Source organism: Phaeospirillum tilakii (assembly GCF_042683125.1).
In the GTDB taxonomy this organism is placed as follows: domain Bacteria; phylum Pseudomonadota; class Alphaproteobacteria; order Rhodospirillales; family Magnetospirillaceae; genus Phaeospirillum; species Phaeospirillum tilakii.
In genome coordinates this window covers 80762-93340 of sequence record NZ_JBHUIY010000003.1, presented here as the reverse complement: position 1 = coordinate 93340, position 12579 = coordinate 80762, and the positions used below count along the sequence as shown (strand labels likewise).

Annotated in this window: 13 protein-coding genes; 11 read left to right on the top strand and 2 right to left on the bottom strand. The window is 71.2% G+C overall.

Translation table 11 applies throughout. The annotated features are described in order from the left end of the window. Positions 1-77 precede the first annotated feature (77 nt). Entirely contained in the window at positions 78-506 is a 429-nt protein-coding gene (locus ACFSNB_RS02485) for a response regulator (RefSeq protein WP_377314186.1), read from the bottom strand. Positions 507-691: 185 nt separating this feature from the next. On the opposite strand from ACFSNB_RS02485, the gene nadA reads away from it, so the two are divergent. The 7 genes from nadA to grxC all read left to right on the top strand — a co-directional run bounded on the left by nadA (position 692) and on the right by grxC (position 7003). Next, positions 692-1711: a quinolinate synthase NadA gene (gene nadA / locus ACFSNB_RS02480; protein ID WP_377314184.1), complete on the top strand. Its 1020-nt coding sequence runs from the start codon at positions 692-694 to the stop codon at positions 1709-1711. Beyond that, the gene (gene nadC / locus ACFSNB_RS02475; RefSeq protein ID WP_377314182.1) at positions 1701-2558 is read left to right on the top strand and encodes a carboxylating nicotinate-nucleotide diphosphorylase; all 858 of its coding nucleotides are present in this window, start codon (positions 1701-1703) and stop codon (positions 2556-2558) included. The genes nadA and nadC overlap by 11 nt, the downstream gene beginning before the upstream one ends. Before the next feature lie 13 nt (positions 2559-2571). Further along, a complete protein-coding gene (gene nadB / locus ACFSNB_RS02470) occupies positions 2572-4185 on the top strand; it encodes an L-aspartate oxidase (RefSeq protein ID WP_465264557.1) in 1614 nt (537 codons plus the stop codon). Between the two features lie 33 nt (positions 4186-4218). Next, positions 4219-4623, top strand: coding sequence for a hypothetical protein (locus ACFSNB_RS02465; RefSeq protein WP_377314178.1), 405 nt, complete (start codon positions 4219-4221; stop codon positions 4621-4623). Positions 4624-4815: 192 nt separating this feature from the next. Continuing rightward, positions 4816-5916, top strand: coding sequence for a glycosyltransferase family 4 protein (locus tag ACFSNB_RS02460; RefSeq protein WP_377314176.1), 1101 nt, complete (start codon positions 4816-4818; stop codon positions 5914-5916). Next, entirely contained in the window at positions 5913-6653 is a 741-nt protein-coding gene (locus tag ACFSNB_RS02455) for a ComF family protein (RefSeq protein ID WP_377314174.1), read from the top strand. The genes ACFSNB_RS02460 and ACFSNB_RS02455 overlap by 4 nt, the downstream gene beginning before the upstream one ends. A gap of 86 nt (positions 6654-6739) precedes the next feature. Continuing rightward, a complete protein-coding gene (gene grxC, locus ACFSNB_RS02450; protein ID WP_377314172.1) occupies positions 6740-7003 on the top strand; it encodes a glutaredoxin 3 in 264 nt (87 codons plus the stop codon). Between the two features lie 195 nt (positions 7004-7198). Here grxC and ACFSNB_RS02445 read toward each other — a convergent pair whose 3' ends face one another. Continuing rightward, entirely contained in the window at positions 7199-8071 is an 873-nt protein-coding gene (locus tag ACFSNB_RS02445) for a LysR family transcriptional regulator (RefSeq protein WP_377314170.1), read from the bottom strand. A 105-nt stretch (positions 8072-8176) separates the two neighbouring features. Here ACFSNB_RS02445 and ACFSNB_RS02440 point away from each other — a divergent pair, with 105 nt between their 5' ends. From ACFSNB_RS02440 to hslO, 4 genes are all read left to right on the top strand, one after another. Beyond that, the gene (locus ACFSNB_RS02440; RefSeq protein ID WP_377314168.1) at positions 8177-9355 is read left to right on the top strand and encodes an MFS transporter; all 1179 of its coding nucleotides are present in this window, start codon (positions 8177-8179) and stop codon (positions 9353-9355) included. A 191-nt stretch (positions 9356-9546) separates the two neighbouring features. Further along, the gene (locus ACFSNB_RS02435) at positions 9547-10725 is read left to right on the top strand and encodes an aspartate aminotransferase family protein (RefSeq protein ID WP_377314166.1); all 1179 of its coding nucleotides are present in this window, start codon (positions 9547-9549) and stop codon (positions 10723-10725) included. After that, positions 10722-11639, top strand: a complete 918-nt coding sequence (gene argF, locus ACFSNB_RS02430) for an ornithine carbamoyltransferase (RefSeq protein ID WP_377314164.1) — start codon at positions 10722-10724, stop codon at positions 11637-11639. The genes ACFSNB_RS02435 and argF overlap by 4 nt, the downstream gene beginning before the upstream one ends. Beyond that, positions 11636-12571 carry an Hsp33 family molecular chaperone HslO gene (hslO, locus tag ACFSNB_RS02425; protein ID WP_377314162.1) on the top strand — a complete coding sequence of 312 codons (936 nt, stop codon included), beginning with the start codon at positions 11636-11638 and terminating at the stop codon, positions 12569-12571. The genes argF and hslO overlap by 4 nt, the downstream gene beginning before the upstream one ends. Positions 12572-12579 lie beyond the last annotated feature (8 nt).

Below are 12579 nucleotides of genomic sequence, written 5' to 3'. Positions count from 1 at the left end.
ACGTCGGCACAAAGGGGAAGGTCCGGCGGCGCGCAGCCTCCAGGCGGGGCCGTGGCGTCGCATCGGGCTGGTTTCGCTCAGGCGCCCTTGAACGAGCGGGTCAGCATGTCCTGCAACTGGCGGCCATTGACCGGCTTGTGCAGGATCGGCATCCCTTCCGACGCAGCAAGGCGCAGCCGCTCCACCGTCACGGTGGTGTCGCCGGTGACCACCACCCCGGGAATGTCGGCGCCGAAGGCCGCGCGCACCCGCTCGATCGCCTCGGTGCCGGTCTGGCCGTCGCGCAGGCGGAAATCGGCCAGGATGAAGCCGGGCGGCAACGGGGTCGCGGTCAGCATTTGCAGCGCCTCGTCGGCCGACTGCGCCGCCACCACCACATAGCCCCAGCTTTCGAACAGCATCTGGTAGCCGGCGAGAACGATCGCCTCGTCCTCGATCACCACCACCACCCGGCCCCCGGCGGCCGCGCCCCCGGATCCGGCTCTTTCACTGCCGATCGCCGACACCTTTCCGGCCTTTCCTGACGAGCCCAAGTTTTTATCATGTGGGAAAGAATCCCACCGAGGAAATCCACCTATTGCCATAGGCCATTGGCATGAGGGTTGCGTCGCCCGGGGCAAATGACCTTATACTCTGCCGCTTGACGCAACAGCGGAAACGTGAGACCGCCCGTGGGGAGCAGCCTGCCGAGATGACCGAGACCATCGTTCTGCCGTCGCCGACGGCGTTGACCGAGCGCGACATCGCGCCAGGGCTCGATCTGGTCGCCGAGATCAACCGGCTGCGCCGCGAGCGCAACGCGGTGATCCTGGCTCACTATTATCAGGATGGCGAGATCCAGGACCTGGCCGATTTCGTCGGCGATTCGCTTGATCTGTCGCGCAAGGCCGCCGCCACCGACGCCGAGGTGATCGTGTTCTGCGGCGTCCGCTTCATGGGCGAGGTGGCCAAGATCCTCTCGCCCGCCAAGACCGTGCTGATCCCCGACGCCGCCGCCGGCTGTTCGCTCGAGGAATCCTGTCAGCCCGCCGCCTTCAAGGCCTTCCGCGAGCGCCATCCCGACCATCTCGCCGTCACCTACATCAATTGTTCGGCCGAGATCAAAGCCCTGTCCGACGTGATCGTCACCTCGTCCAACGCCGAGGCGATCCTGCGCCAGTTGCCGGCCGACCGGCCGATCCTGTTCGCCCCCGACCGCCATCTCGGCGCCTATCTCGCCCGCAAGACCGGGCGCGCGATGACGCTGTGGCCGGGCAGCTGCATCATTCATGAGCAGTTTTCCGAAAAGGAACTGGTCAAGCTCAAGACCCGCCATCCCCAGGCGCTGGTCGCCGCCCACCCGGAATGTCCCGAGGCGGTGCTGGCCCATGCCGACCATGTCGGCTCGACCCGGGCGATCCTCGAATTCGTCCTGGCCAGCGACCGCCAGGATTTCATCATCGCCACCGAGCCGCACATCATCCACCAGATGGCCAAGGCGGCGCCGCACAAGACCTTCCTGCCGGCGCCGGGGGCGGATGGCGGCTGTTCCTGTTCCAACTGCCCGTTCATGGCGCTCAACACGCTGGAAAAGATCTATCTCTGCCTGCGCAACGACGCCCCGGCGCTGGTGGTGCCCGAGCCGCTGCGCCGGGCGGCGCTGGCCCCGCTCGAACGGATGCTGGAGATGAGCCGGGGCCTGCCGATGGCCGGGGGCAGCCATGGCGGCTGAGTTCGACATCGACTGGGACGACGTGGCGCGGGTGATCGACGCCGCGCTGGCCGAGGATACCGGCGCCGACAAGGGCGGGCCCGGCGCCGACATCACCTCGGCCCTGGTGATCCCGGCCGATCTGGTGTTCCAGGGGGCGATGCAGGCCCGCCACGCGATGGTGGTGGCCGGCATCCCGGTGGCCGAGTCGGTGTTCCGCCGGGTGGTGCCGCAGGCCCGCTTTACCGCCTGCGTCGCCGATGGCGACCGGATCGGGCCGGGCACGGTGCTGGCGCGGATCGAGGGGCCGGCGCGCGGCCTGCTGACCGCCGAGCGCACCGCCCTCAACCTGCTGCAATTGCTGTCGGGGATCGCCACCCAGACCGCCGCCTATGTCGATCGGATCGCGGGCACCGGCTGCACCCTGCTCGACACCCGCAAGACCATTCCCGGCCTGCGCCGGCTGTCGAAATACGCCACCCGCTGCGGCGGGGCGACCAACCACCGCATGGGCCTCTATGACGGGGTGCTGATCAAGGACAACCACATCGCGGTGTGCGGCGGGGTCGGCGCGGCGGTGGCGCGGGCCAAGCAGGGCGGCGTGCCGGTCGAGGTCGAATGCGACACCCTCGATCAGGTGGTCGAGGCGGTGGCGGCCGGGGCGGACATCGTCCTGCTCGACAACATGCCGCCGGAAACTCTTCGCCGCGCGGTGGCGCTGGTGGCCGGGCGCTGCCGCACCGAGGCCTCGGGAGGGGTGACGCTCGATACCATCCGCGCCATCGCCGAAACCGGGGTCGATTACGTGTCGGTCGGCCGGCTGACCCAGTCGGCGCCGGCGGTGGATATCGGGCTGGATTGGACCTGAGCGAATGAGCGAGATGGAAACGGCGCCTTTCGACCTGTTGGTGATCGGTTCGGGCGCGGCCGGGATGACGGTGGCGCTGGGCCTGCTGGCGCAGCGGCCGGGGGCGCGGGTCGGCGTGCTGTCGAAAAGCGACCTGTCCGAGGGCAGCACCAAATATGCCCAGGGCGGCATCGCCGCCGTGCTCGACGCCACCGATTCGATCGAGGCGCACATCCGCGACACCCTGATCGCCGGCGGCGGCCTGTGCTACGAGCCGGCGGTGCGGGCGGTGGTCGAGGGCGCCCCGGCGGCGATCCGCTGGCTGATCGCCAACGGCGTGGTGTTCGACAGCGAGCATGGCGACCTCCATCTCACCCGCGAGGGCGGCCATTCCCACCGCCGCATCGTCCATTCCGCCGACGCCACCGGCCTGGCGGTGCAGACCAGCCTGGAGGCCCGCCTGCGCGAAAGCGGGGCGGTGCTGTTCGAGGACCACAACGTGGTCGATCTGATCCGCGAGCGGCTGCCGCAGGGCCGGCAGGGGCGCTGCGTCGGCGCCTATGTGTTCGATCGCGGCGACGGGCGGGTCCACCGCTTCCCCGCCCGCACCGTGCTGCTGGCCAGCGGCGGCGCGTCGAAGGTCTATCTCTATTCCTCCAATCCCGACGGCTCGACCGGCGACGGCATCGCGATGGCGTGGCGCGCCGGCTGCCGGGTCGGCAACCTCGAATTCGCCCAGTTCCATCCGACCTGCCTCTACCATCCCCGCGCCAAGTCGTTCCTGGTGACCGAGGCGGTGCGCGGCGAGGGCGGCCGGCTGCTGCGCCCCGACGGCACCCGCTTCATGGACGAGTACGATTCGCGCGGCGAACTGGCCCCGCGCGACATCGTCGCCCGCGCCATCGACGATGTGATGAAGCGGCTGGGCTGCGACTGCGTCTATCTCGACATCAGCCACCGTCCGGCCGAGTTCATCACCCAGCATTTCCCCACCGTCTATGCCGAGGCGCTGAAATACGGCTTCGACATGACGCGCGAGCCGCTGCCGGTGGTGCCGGCGGCGCATTACACCTGCGGCGGCGTGATCACCGACCTCGCCGGCCGCACCGACGTCGACAATCTCTATGCGGTGGGCGAGGTGGCCTGCACCGGGCTGCACGGCGCCAACCGGATGGCCTCGAACTCGCTGCTGGAATGCCTGGTGATCGGCGCCGCCGCCGCGCGCGACATCGCCGGCAAGCTCGACGAAATCCCGACTTTGCCGGCACTGGCGCCGTGGGACGAGACCTGGGTGACGGATTCCGACGAGGAGGTGGTGGTGTCCCACAATTGGGACGAGCTGCGCCGCTTCATGTGGGACTATGTCGGCATCGTCCGTTCGACCAAGCGGCTGGAGCGGGCCCGCCACCGGGTCAAGCTGCTGCACAGCGAGATCGAGGATTATTACGGCAGCTTCCGCGTCACCAGCGACCTGCTGGAGCTGCGCAATCTGGTGACGGTGGCCGACCTGATCATCCGTTCGGCGCTGGCGCGGCGGGAAAGCCGGGGCCTGCATTACACCATCGATTTTCCCACCCTCGACACCGTCGCCCCGCCGCAGAACACCATCCTGGTCCCCAAGACCTTCGCCGCCCGCCGCGTCGCCTGACCCGGGCGGGCGGCGCGCCGACAAGGAGACGCCATGCACCGCCGCCTGCTGTTGCTGTCCGCCCTCGCCGCCGCCATCCCCTTTTCCCTCCGCGCCGAGGAGAAGAAGCAGGAGAAAAAGCAGGACCGCCTGCCGAATCCCGGCCCGGGCGAACGCTACATCAAGCTGCCGCCGATCCCGCTCGAACTGTACGATCGCTATGGCGGCTACCACATGGCGATGATCGAACTGATCGTCTACGCCGCCCAGGAGGCCAAGGTCTCGGAGAAGAAGCTGTCCGACAAGATCAAGATGGCCTTCAACGTGATCCCCTACGAGGAATACACCAAGGGCAACCCCTCGCCGATGATGAAGGCCACCGCCCTCGACATCGCCCGCAAGGAATATGGCGAGACCCTGATCCGCGACGTGCTGATCGCCAAGATGCTGTTCCGCTGAGCGCGTTATGCGGGCTGCCGCCCGCGCGCTTCGCGCGCCATGCCGGGGGAGTTATGCGGGCTGCCGCCCGCAGGCCCGCTCGGGGAGCATGCTCCCCGAACCCCTCCTTTTTTCGAAAACAAAGGGGGTCCGGGGCATCGCCCCGGCCGGGTGCGGGCGGGAGCCCGCCCATCGAACCGAAGGACGAAAGACATGCGGGTGCTGGTCAACGCGGTGCATGCCAAGAGCGGCGGCGGCGTCACCACCTTGCGCCATCTGCTGCCGGCGCTGGCGGCCCGGCCGGGGCTGACCCTGGCGCTGGCGATCCAGCGCGACCAGCGGCCGTTGTTCGCCGACCTGCCGGCGGCGGTGACGCTGCACGAGCTGCCGGGACGGGGCAAGCTCGGCACCGTGCTGTGGCAGGAGCAGGTGACGATTCCGGCGCTGGCGCGGCGGATCGGCGCCGACGTGGTGTTCTCGCCGGCCAATTACGGGCCGCTGTTCGGGCCGCCGGCGGTGATCCTGCTGCGCAACGCCTTCGAGGTCACCAGCCTGGAGCGGCGGCTCGACAAAAGGCTGTACTGGGCGGCGGTGCGGGGGCTGACCTGGGCCTGTTTTTGCCGCTGCCGCCGCGCCATCGCGGTGTCGGCCCATGCCGCCCGCGCCTTCCTCGCCCATTTCGGCCGTGACGGCGATCCCCGCCTCAGCGTGATCCATCACGGCGTGGCGCCGCTCTACCATCCCCCCGCCGAGGGCGAGGCGCGCGAGTCCGGCCTGCTGCTGGCGGTGTCCGACCTCTACGTGCAGAAGAATTTCGAGACCCTGCTGCGGGCGCTGGCCCGGCTGGCCCCGACCCGGCCGGAATTGCGGCTGGAGATCGCCGGGCGGCGGCTCGATCCGGCTTATGCCGACCGCCTCGCCGCGCTGGTCGAGGAGCTGGGGCTGAGCGACCGGGTGCGCTTCCTCGGCGGCCAGCCGCCCGAGGTGGTGGCGGCGCTGTATCGCCGCGCCACCCTGCTGGCCTTTCCCTCGCTGGTCGAGACCTTCGGCAACCCGCTGGTCGAGGCGATGGCCTCCGGCCTGCCGGTGGTGTGCAGCGACGCGGCGGCGATGCCCGAGATCGTCGCCGATGCCGCCTTGCTGGCCCGGCCCGGCGATGACGGCGATTTCGCCCGCCAGATCGCCCGGCTGCTCGACGAACCGGGGCTGGCGGCCGAGCTGTCCCGGCGCGGTCTGGCCCGGGCCGCCGCCTTTTCCTGGGAGCGCACCGCCGCCGCCACCGCCGACGTGCTGCGGGCGGCGGCGGAACGATGAGGCTGGCGGCGGCGGCGGGCCGGGTCGGCCGACTGCTGCTCGACGCGGTGCTGCCGCCGCTTTGTCTCAAATGCCATGCGGTGGTGGCCGAGCCCGGCACGCTGTGCCCGGCCTGCTGGCAGCGGATCGGCTTTCTCGCTCCCCCCTGGTGCGCCTGCTGCGGCCGGCCGTTCGAGGTTGATCCCGGTCCGGGCGCGTGCTGCGGCGCCTGCCTGACCCATCCGCCCGGCTTCGACCGCGCCCGCGCCGTGCTGCGCTATGACGACGAATCGCGGTCGCTGCTGTTGCGGCTCAAGCATGGCGACCGGCTGGAAGGGGTGGGGGCCTACGCCCACTGGATGGCCCGGGCCGGGGCCGAATTGCTCGACGGCGCCGATCTGCTGGTGCCGGTGCCGCTGCACCGCTGGCGGCTGGCGCTGCGGCGCTACAATCAGGCGGCGGTGCTGGCGCTGGCGCTTGGTCGCCGCAGCGGCATCGCCGTCGCCCCCGATCTGCTGCGCCGGGCCCGTTCCACCCCGTCGCAAGGGCATCTCGGCCCCGAGGCGCGCCGCCGCAACGTCGCCGGGGCCTTCACCCTGGCGCGCGGCGCCACCGGGCTGACCGGGCGGCGGGTGGTGCTGATCGACGACGTGATGACCACCGGCGCCACCGCCGAGGAATGCGCCCGGGTGCTGCGGCGCGGCGGCGCCGCCTCGGTCGCGGTGCTGACCCTGGCCCGCGCCCTGCGCGGGGAATGACGCGGCCCCCCTGGTCAAACCGGCCGCCGGTCATATATTTCACGTGAAACACCCCCGCGCCGCCGGCGCGGATTGCGGAGACGGCGATGGCCCAGATCGAGATTTACACCACCAAGGTTTGCCCCTATTGCGTCCGTGCCAAACGGTTGTTTGACCGCAAGGGCGCGACTTACACCGAAATCGACGTCACCACCGACGAGGTCACCCGCCGGTTGATGATCGAACGCGCCGGCGGCCGTCGCACCGTGCCGCAGATCTTCATCGACGGCACCCATGTCGGCGGCTGCGACGATCTGTACGAACTCGACCGCGACGGCCGGCTTGATCCGCTGTTGGCCGGCGCCGCCTGAGCGCCTGACGCGCAATACCAATTGGTTACGCGGGCTCTGCCCGCGACCCGCCGGGGCGATGCCCCGGACCCCCTTTGTTTTCATTGATAAAAAAAAGGGAGGGGTTCGGGGAGCCCTGCTCCCCGAGCGGGTGCGGGCGGCAGCCCGCCAACCTGTGCATGTTTGCGCGCGAGGCGCGCGGGGCGGCAGCCCGCTTCAGTGCAGGGCGGCTTCGAGCGCGGCGAGGAACACCCGCAGCTTGGGCGGCACCAGCCGGGCCGACGGATAGACCGCCCAGATCGAGGACTCCTCCGGGCGGGCGTCGCTCAGCACGATCTCGCGCAGGGTGCCGACGCGCAGATCGTCGCGCAGGTTCCAGGCGGCGGCGCGCACCAGCCCGGCCCCGGCCCGGCAGGCCGCCAGCAAGCCATCCATCGTGCTGGCGGTGAAGCGTCCGCCCACCCGAATCGTCCGTTCCTGTCCGTCGCACAGGAAGGTCCAGGCCGAGGCGCCGGGGCGGGTCAGGCATTCGTGCTCGGCCAGATCGGCGAGGCAGGTCGGCACGCCGCGTTCGGCCAGATAGGATGGCGCGGCGCACAGCAGATGCGGGCTGGGGCCGATGCGGCGGGCGATCAGCCGGTTGTCGCGCAGCCGGCCGAAGCGGATCGCCAGATCGACCCCCTCGGCGACGATGTCCACCACCCGGTCGGTCAGGTCGAGGTCGATCCGCAGGCCGGGATGGGCCTTCAGCAGCGCCGGCACCAGCGGTGCCACCACCCGCCGCCCGAACGAGACCGAGGTTGACAGCCGCAGCAGGCCCGACACCGCCTCGCCCGGGGCGCGCACCGCCGCCCGCGCCGCCGCCGCCTCCTCGACCAGCGCCCGGGCATAGGGCAGGAACGCCTCGCCCTCCGGGGTCAGCGCCAGGGCGCGGGTGGTGCGATGCACCAGCCGCACCCCCAGCCCGCGCTCCAAGGCCGCCAGCCGGCGCGAGGCCGCCATCGGCGTCAGCCCCAGCCGGCGCGCCGCCCCCGACAGGCTGCCCGCCCCGGCGGCGGCGACCAGAACGGCAACGGCTTCGGTATCCATTATATCCTCATCCGTGATACTGGCTTATCAATGGCGGTAGATACCTCGTCCAACGATAAAATGATAGAACAACGGCCTGTTCCCATGTGACGAAAGGACCGCGCGATGTCGGATCATTCCGGGACGGTGCCCGTCCGGCCGCTGGGGCCGGGCCTGACCCTGGCGATGGCGCTGGCCTGCGGGCTCGGGGTCGCCAACATCTATTACAGCCAGCCGATGCTGGGGCTGATCGAGCGCGACCTCGCCGGCTCGTCCCTGCCGGCCCAGATTCCGCCGGTGACCCAGCTCGGTTATGCCCTCGGCCTGTTCCTGCTGGTGCCGCTCGGCGACCTGCTCGAACGGCGGCGGGTGATCGTGGTCCAGTTTCTCGCCCTCGCGCTGATGCTGGCGCTGGCGGCGCTGGCGCCCGACGCGCCGACGCTGCTGGTCGCCTCGCTGCTGGTGGGGATGGGGGCCTCGGTGGCGCAGCAGATCGTGCCGTTTGCCGCCACCCTGGCCGATCCCGCCACCCGTGGCCGCACCCTCGGCACGGTGATGGCCGGCCTGCTCGGCGGCATCCTGTGCAGCCGGGCCCTGGCCGGGCTGGTCGCCGCCGGGCAGGGCTGGCGGGCGATGTTCTGGCTGGGGGTGCCGCTGGCCCTGGCCACCGCGCTGGCGATGCGGCTGCTGCTGCCGAAGGGGGCGGCGCCCGCCGCCGGGCTCGGCTATCGCGCCGCGCTGGCCTCGCTCGGCCGGTTCTGGCTGACCCACCCGGCGCTGCGCCGCGCCACCCTGATCCAGGCCGGGCTGTTCGCCTCGTTCTCGACCTTCTGGAGCCTGCTGGCGCTGCATCTCCAGGAACCGTCCTTCGGCTGCGGCCCCGAGGTGGCCGGGCTGTTCGGGCTGCTCGGGCTGGTCGGGGTGCTGGCGGCGCCGCTGGGCGGGCGGCTGGCCGACCGCCACGGGCCGCGCCGCACCATCGCGGTCGGCGCCGCGCTGACCCTGGCCTCCTGGGCCCTGCTGGGCTGGAGCGGTGGCGGGCTGGCGGCGCTGGCGGTGGGGGTTTTGCTGCTCGATTGCGGGGTTCACCTCGCTTTGGTGTCGAACCAGCATGTGATCTATGCCCTCGATCCCGCCGCGCGCAGCCGGATCAACACCGTGTTCACCACCGGGATGTTCCTGGGCGGAGCCGCCGGCTCGGCGCTGGCGGCGGTGGCCTGGGGCCAGGCCGGCTGGGCCGGGGCCGGCCTGCTCGGTGCCGGCTTCGCCCTGCTCGCCTTGCTGCGGCAGGTCCGGCCGACTTAACCCCTTTCGGGAAAAAGCGGCGGCGGGGGCGGTGCGCTCCGGGCAGGGCGGCGCGGCGGCCCCGCTGCGGCAAAGGTTGACAGGGCGGGAAAACGCGCCGATATTCTGCCGCTTTCCATGAGCGCGCCGAGCCTTCCCGCTCCTGAAGCGGGTCTCTCGGCATTGCGGAAGGAGCGTTCGGGAGAGCTGCCATGGTTGCTGTCGTCCTGCCCACCTATGCGCGTGCCGACCTCGCTTTCGAGCGGGGCGAAGGGGCCTATCTCTACGCGACCGATGGCCGACGCTATCTCGACTTCGCCGCCGGGGTCGCGGTCAATGCGCTCGGCCACTGTCATCCCCGCCTGGTGGCGGCGCTGACCGAACAGGCCCACAAGCTGTGGCATTGCTCGAACCTGTACCGCGTGCCGGGCCAGGAACGGGTCGCCACCCGGCTGATCGGCCATTCCTTCGCCGACACCGCCTTCTTCTGCAATTCCGGCGCCGAGGCGATGGAATGCTGCATCAAGATGGCGCGGCGCTATCACCATGCCGACGGCCATCCCGAGCGCAACCGGGTGATCTGCGCCACCGGCGGCTTCCACGGCCGCACCCTGGCGACGCTGGCCGCCGGCGGGCAGAAGAAGCATCTCGACGGCTTCGCCCCGGTGGTCGAGGGCTTCGATCACGTCCCGTTCGGCGACGTCGCGGCGTTGCGGGCGGCGATCGGCCCCAACAGCGCGGCGATCCTGGTCGAGCCGGTGCAGGGCGAGGGCGGCATCGTTCCCGCCTCGCCCGACTATCTGCGGGCGCTGCGGGCGCTGGCCGACGAATTCGGCCTGCTGCTGATCTTCGACGAGGTGCAGACCGGCATCGGCCGCACCGGGCGGCTGTTCGCCCATGAACTGGCCGGGATCACCCCCGACATCATGGGCATCGCCAAGGGCCTGGGCGGCGGCTTCCCGGTCGGGGCCTGCCTCGCCACCGAGACGGCGGCCAAGGGGATGACCCCGGGCACCCACGGTTCGACCTTCGGCGGCAATCCGCTGGCGATGGCGGTGGCCGAGACCGTGCTCGACGTGGTGCTGGCCCCGGGCTTCCTGGCCGGGGTCGAACAGACCGCCCGCCAGCTCCGCGCCGCGCTCGACGCGGTGGCGGCGCGCTTCCCCGACAAGGTCGAGGCGGTGCGCGGCGTCGGCCTGCTGCTCGGCATCAAGCCGCGCTGCCCCAACACCGAACTGGTGGCGCGGCTGCGCGCCAACGGGCTGCTGACCGTGGGCGCGGGCGACAACGTGGTTCGGATGGTGCCGCCGCTGATCATCGGTCAGGCCGAGATCGATCTCGCCGCCGACATCCTGTCCCGGACCCTCAGCGAGGTAGGCGCGCCTTCATGACCGTTTCAGCCAAGCCGGGCCTGCCCCGTCACTTCCTCGACATCGACCGGTTCGAGCCGGAAACCCTGCGCGGCCTGATCGATCTCGGCAAGGCCTACAAGGCCGGACGGGGGCCCGACCGCCCGCTGGTCGGCAAGATCCTGGCGATGGTGTTCGAGAAGCCCTCGACCCGCACCCGGGTGTCGTTCGAGGCCGGGATGAAGCAGCTCGGCGGCGACGTCGTCGCGCTGACCCGCGCCGACACCCAGCTCGGCCGGGGCGAGACCATCGCCGACACCGCCCGCGTCCTGTCGCGCTTCGTCAACGCGATCATGATCCGCACCGACAGCCCGGCCAAGCTCGACGATCTCGCCCGCTACGCCACCGTGCCGGTGATCAACGGCCTGACCGACGATTCCCATCCCTGTCAGGTGATGGCCGATGTGATGACCTACGAGGAGCATCGCGGCACCCTGGCCGGCAAGGTGGTGGCCTGGGTCGGTGACGGCAACAACGTCGCCGCCAGCTGGATCCATGCCAGCGCCCAGTTCGGCTGCACCCTGCGTGTCGCCGCCCCGGCGCCGCTGATGCCGTCGGCCAAGGCGGTGGCCTGGGCCCGCCAGCGCGGCGGCCGGGTCGATCTGATGACCGATCCGGCGGTGGCGGTCGAAGGCGCCGATCTGGTGGTGACCGACACCTGGCTGTCGATGGGCTGCCGCGACGAAAGCCGCGCCAGCCTGCTCGCCCCCTATCAGGTCAATGACGCGCTGATGGCGCGCGCCGCCGCCGATGCCCTGTTCATGCATTGCCTGCCGGCCCATCGCGGCGAGGAAGTCACCGATTCGGTGATGGACGGTCCCCGTTCGGTGGTGTGGGACGAAGCGGAAAACCGCATGCACGTCCAGAAGGCGATCCTGACCTGGTGCCTGTCGTGAGCGAGCCGGCAGCCGCCCCGGCGGGGACCGGTCCCGATCAGGCGCTGTCCTTCTCGGTCGCGGCCGGGCTGGTGCGCGGCCGGGTGGTCCAGCTCGGGCCGGCGCTCGACCGGATTCTCGCCGCCCATGCCGACACCCCGCCGGCGGTGGCCGGGCTGGTGGCGGAAACCGCTTTGGTGGCGGCGGCTTTGGCCTCGCTGCTGAAATATGACGGGGTGTTCACCCTCCAGGCCCAGGGCGACGGCCCGGTGCGGCTGGTGGTGGCCGACCTGACCAGCGCCGGCACCGTTCGGGCGATGGCCCGGTTCGACCGCGAGCGGCTGGCCGCCGCGCCGGCCTCTTCCAGCCCGGCGGCGCTGCTCGGCGCCGGCCATCTCGCCTTCACCGTCGATCAGGGCCCCGGCACCGACCGCTATCAGGGCATCGTCGCGCTTGAGGGCGACAGCCTCGCCAGCGCGGCCGAAGGCTATTTCCGCCAGTCCGAACAGCTCGACACCCGGGTGCGGCTGGCGGTGGCTCCGGCGGCGGACGGCGGCTGGTTCGGCCGCGCCGCGCTGATCCAGCGCCTGCCGGCCGGGTCGGGGCAGGCGCCGATCCTGCTGGCCGAGGAGGCCGAGGAAACCTGGCGCCGGGCCGAAATCCTGTTCGCCAGCCTGACCGAGGCGGAACTGGCCGATCCGGCGCTGAGTTCGGAGCGGCTGCTGCATCGGCTCTATCACGGCGAGGATCTGCGGCTGACCCCGGCGCGGCCGCTGGAAGCCGGCTGCCGCTGTTCGCGCGAGCGGGTGGCGGCGGCGCTGACCTCGCTGCCGGACGCCGATCTGCCCGGCCTCGCCGATGCCGAGGGGCGGATCGAGGTGACCTGCGAGTTCTGCGGCACCCGCCACGTCCTTTCCCTGTCCGAACTGGCGCCGCGACCGCAGACGGCTTGACGCCGGTG

Excerpts from the sequence above, each read along its gene's own strand:
- nadC (WP_377314182.1), top strand. The coding sequence starts at position 1,701 with ATGGCGGCTGAGTTCGACATCGACTGGGACGACGTGGCGCGGGTGATC.
- nadA (WP_377314184.1), top strand. The coding sequence starts at position 692 with ATGACCGAGACCATCGTTCTGCCGTCGCCGACGGCGTTGACCGAGCGC.
- ACFSNB_RS02435 (WP_377314166.1), top strand. The coding sequence starts at position 9,547 with ATGGTTGCTGTCGTCCTGCCCACCTATGCGCGTGCCGACCTCGCTTTC.
- grxC (WP_377314172.1), top strand. The coding sequence starts at position 6,740 with ATGGCCCAGATCGAGATTTACACCACCAAGGTTTGCCCCTATTGCGTC.
- ACFSNB_RS02460 (WP_377314176.1), top strand. The coding sequence starts at position 4,816 with ATGCGGGTGCTGGTCAACGCGGTGCATGCCAAGAGCGGCGGCGGCGTC.
- ACFSNB_RS02455 (WP_377314174.1), top strand. The coding sequence starts at position 5,913 with ATGAGGCTGGCGGCGGCGGCGGGCCGGGTCGGCCGACTGCTGCTCGAC.
- argF (WP_377314164.1), top strand. The coding sequence starts at position 10,722 with ATGACCGTTTCAGCCAAGCCGGGCCTGCCCCGTCACTTCCTCGACATC.
- ACFSNB_RS02445 (WP_377314170.1), bottom strand. The coding sequence starts at position 8,071 with ATGGATACCGAAGCCGTTGCCGTTCTGGTCGCCGCCGCCGGGGCGGGC.
- nadB (WP_465264557.1), top strand. The coding sequence starts at position 2,572 with ATGGAAACGGCGCCTTTCGACCTGTTGGTGATCGGTTCGGGCGCGGCC.
- ACFSNB_RS02440 (WP_377314168.1), top strand. The coding sequence starts at position 8,177 with ATGTCGGATCATTCCGGGACGGTGCCCGTCCGGCCGCTGGGGCCGGGC.
- ACFSNB_RS02465 (WP_377314178.1), top strand. The coding sequence starts at position 4,219 with ATGCACCGCCGCCTGCTGTTGCTGTCCGCCCTCGCCGCCGCCATCCCC.